Origin of the sequence: Mesorhizobium sp. M8A.F.Ca.ET.021.01.1.1 (assembly GCF_003998025.1) — a bacterium.
Classification (GTDB): Bacteria; Pseudomonadota; Alphaproteobacteria; order Rhizobiales; family Rhizobiaceae; genus Mesorhizobium.
Genome location: NZ_RZSJ01000772.1, coordinates 1 through 2299, shown reverse-complemented (window position 1 = coordinate 2299; position 2299 = coordinate 1). Strand labels below are relative to the sequence as shown.

4 protein-coding genes and 1 pseudogene are annotated in these 2299 nt (G+C 60.7%); 1 reads left to right on the top strand and 4 read right to left on the bottom strand.

Annotated elements, in window-relative coordinates; translation table 11 throughout:
• Positions 1-979: phosphopyruvate hydratase (gene eno / locus EOA36_RS33635; RefSeq protein ID WP_127281033.1), on the bottom strand; the 979-nt coding region annotated here is incomplete at its 3' end.
• Between the two features lie 201 nt (positions 980-1180).
• On the opposite strand from eno, the gene EOA36_RS38860 reads away from it, so the two are divergent.
• Complete coding sequence (locus EOA36_RS38860) at positions 1181-1306, top strand: hypothetical protein (protein WP_127281032.1); 126 nt, start codon at positions 1181-1183, stop codon at positions 1304-1306.
• A 56-nt stretch (positions 1307-1362) separates the two neighbouring features.
• Here the strand turns inward: EOA36_RS38860 and EOA36_RS33625 are convergent, their stop codons facing one another.
• The 3 genes and pseudogenes from EOA36_RS33625 to EOA36_RS33615 all read right to left on the bottom strand — a co-directional run.
• The gene (locus EOA36_RS33625) at positions 1363-1728 is read right to left on the bottom strand and encodes a PRC-barrel domain-containing protein (protein ID WP_127281031.1); all 366 of its coding nucleotides are present in this window, start codon (positions 1726-1728) and stop codon (positions 1363-1365) included.
• An 83-nt stretch (positions 1729-1811) separates the two neighbouring features.
• Positions 1812-2015, bottom strand: coding sequence for a dodecin family protein (locus tag EOA36_RS33620; RefSeq protein ID WP_127281030.1), 204 nt, complete (start codon positions 2013-2015; stop codon positions 1812-1814).
• Between the two features lie 85 nt (positions 2016-2100).
• Positions 2101-2299, bottom strand: a pseudogene (locus tag EOA36_RS33615) (3-deoxy-8-phosphooctulonate synthase); the annotation flags it as partial.

Below are 2299 nucleotides of genomic sequence, written 5' to 3'. Positions count from 1 at the left end.
TGCGGATGCCGTCGCGCAACCGCGCCGTGTTGGTGACGAAAAGATCGTCGCCGACAAGCTGCGTCTTCTTGCCGATCAGGTCGGTCAGGTATTTCCAGCCTTCCCAGTCATCTTCGGCAAGGCCGTCCTCGATCGAGATGATCGGGTAATCGGCGGCGAGCTTGGCGAGGTACTTGGCCTGCGCCTTGGGATCGCGTGTCTTCTTCTCACCCTCATAGACGTAGTTGCCGTCCTTGAAGAATTCGGTCGCGGCGCAATCGAGGCCGAGCGCGATCTCTTCGCCCGGCTTGAAACCGGCCTTCTCGATCGATTCCATGATGAAATCGAGCGCCACCGGCGCGCTCTTCAGGTTCGGCGCGAAGCCGCCCTCGTCGCCGACATTGGTGTTGTGGCCGGCATCCTTCAGCTTCTTGCGCAGCGTGTGGAAGACTTCCGAACCCCAGCGCACGCCTTCACGCAGCGTCGGCGCGCCGACCGGCAGGATCATGAATTCCTGGAAGTCGATCGGATTGTCGGCATGCGCGCCACCATTGATGATGTTCATCATCGGCACGGGCAGGATATGCGCCTTTGTGCCGCCGACATAGCGATAGAGCGGCAGGCCGGCGGCATCGGCCGCGGCTTTCGCCACCGCCAGCGAAACGCCCAGAATGGCGTTGGCGCCGAGCCGGCTCTTGTTAGGCGTGCCGTCAAGCTCGATCATGATCTGATCGATATGGATCTGGTTTTCGGCTTCCATGCCGCCGATCGCCTCGAACAGTTCGCCGTTGACCGCTTCGACGGCCTTGAGCACGCCCTTACCGAGGTAGCGGGCGCCGCCGTCGCGCAGTTCGACGGCCTCATGGGCGCCGGTCGAGGCGCCCGACGGTACCGCGGCGCGGCCCATTGAACCGTCTTCGAGAACGACATCGACCTCGACGGTCGGGTTTCCGCGGCTGTCCAGGATTTCACGCCCGACAATATCGATGATGGCGGTCATTGCGATGTCCTCGATTTGATCTGGAGAAAACGTCGCGCCCGTCTTAGCCAAAGCGACGCAAAAGGCAATCGGGCCCTGGCCGAATATTGCCGCCCGCGCGATTCACGAAGCGCAAGTTTCTGTCATCATAAGTCATGCCACAAGGGGCGCATTCCGGGTTAAGGCTGTTGTCGCGCGGGGCGAAACAGGAGGAGTTTCGCCATGTCCGAGTTGAGCGGTATCGTCAGTCTGTTCCTGATCGCGGCGGCGTTCCTGACGTCGTGCGACAATCAGCAGCCACCGCCAAAGGCCATTGCGCCTTTGCCGGCCTTGCACATTAGCGAGTAGCGTTGCCTCGAATCGAAAAGGGGGCCGTCGAAACGGCCCCCTTTTCGGTTGTGGCGTCAGTGCCAGTAGGGCGTAACCTTATAATATTCGTAGGACTCGTCGCGCACGCTCTCGCCATCGGCGCCGGCCAACTCGTTGATCGAATGGGCGGGCGCTGCCTTCAGCTGTTCCTTGGTGAAGGGTACGACATAGCCGCCCTTGTCCTCGTCGTAGTCGAGGCTCGCCCAGGGAATGGCATGGTACTTCTCGGCAATACCGAGAAAGCCGCCAAATCCGATCACCGCGAACATGATGCCGTTCGACGTCTTATCGAGCATGACGTCCTCGATGCTGCCGATGCCGTCGCCTTGGGTATTGTAGACGGTAGTGCCGATCACTCGCGAAGCGGCAATGGCTTCGGTGTGGCCTGTTTGCGTTGTCATTGTTTGCTCCTCGTTGTCGTTAATCTGCACTTTGACAATGAGGCGCGCGGGCGAAAGTTCCCGACTTTTTGGCGGCTGCCCGATCACTCCGCGAGGATGAAAGTCACCTTCATGTTGACGCGATAGGCCGCGATCTTGCCGTCCACGACAACGATCTTCTGATCCTGGATCCAGGCCCCTTCGACATTCTTCAGGGTTTTGGCGGCGCGGGCGATTCCTTGCTCGATGGCGTCCTGAAAGCTCTTCTTCGACGATGAGGTGATTTCGGTGACGCGGGCGACGGACATGGCTTCCTCCTGCCAAAACGCTCATTTGCCTGCCGAGCGTACAACTGGCCCCTGGCAACCACAAGCACGGGCAGAAAGCCTAGGATTAGTGGCCCTTCGCTACCCGGTCCAACGCCATCAGCTTTTCGAGCAGCGCCGGCATATCTTTCAGCGGCACCATGTTCGGACCGTCGGAGGAGGTCGAATTGTCGGGGTCCTGATGAGTCTCGATAAAGACGCCGGCAACGCCGACGGCAACGGCCGCGCGGGCCAGCGTCTCGACAAAGCGGCGCTCCCCGCCAGAC

Excerpts from the sequence above, each read along its gene's own strand:
- EOA36_RS38860 (WP_127281032.1), top strand. The coding sequence starts at position 1,181 with ATGTCCGAGTTGAGCGGTATCGTCAGTCTGTTCCTGATCGCGGCGGCG.
- EOA36_RS33625 (WP_127281031.1), bottom strand. The coding sequence starts at position 1,728 with ATGACAACGCAAACAGGCCACACCGAAGCCATTGCCGCTTCGCGAGTG.
- EOA36_RS33620 (WP_127281030.1), bottom strand. The coding sequence starts at position 2,015 with ATGTCCGTCGCCCGCGTCACCGAAATCACCTCATCGTCGAAGAAGAGC.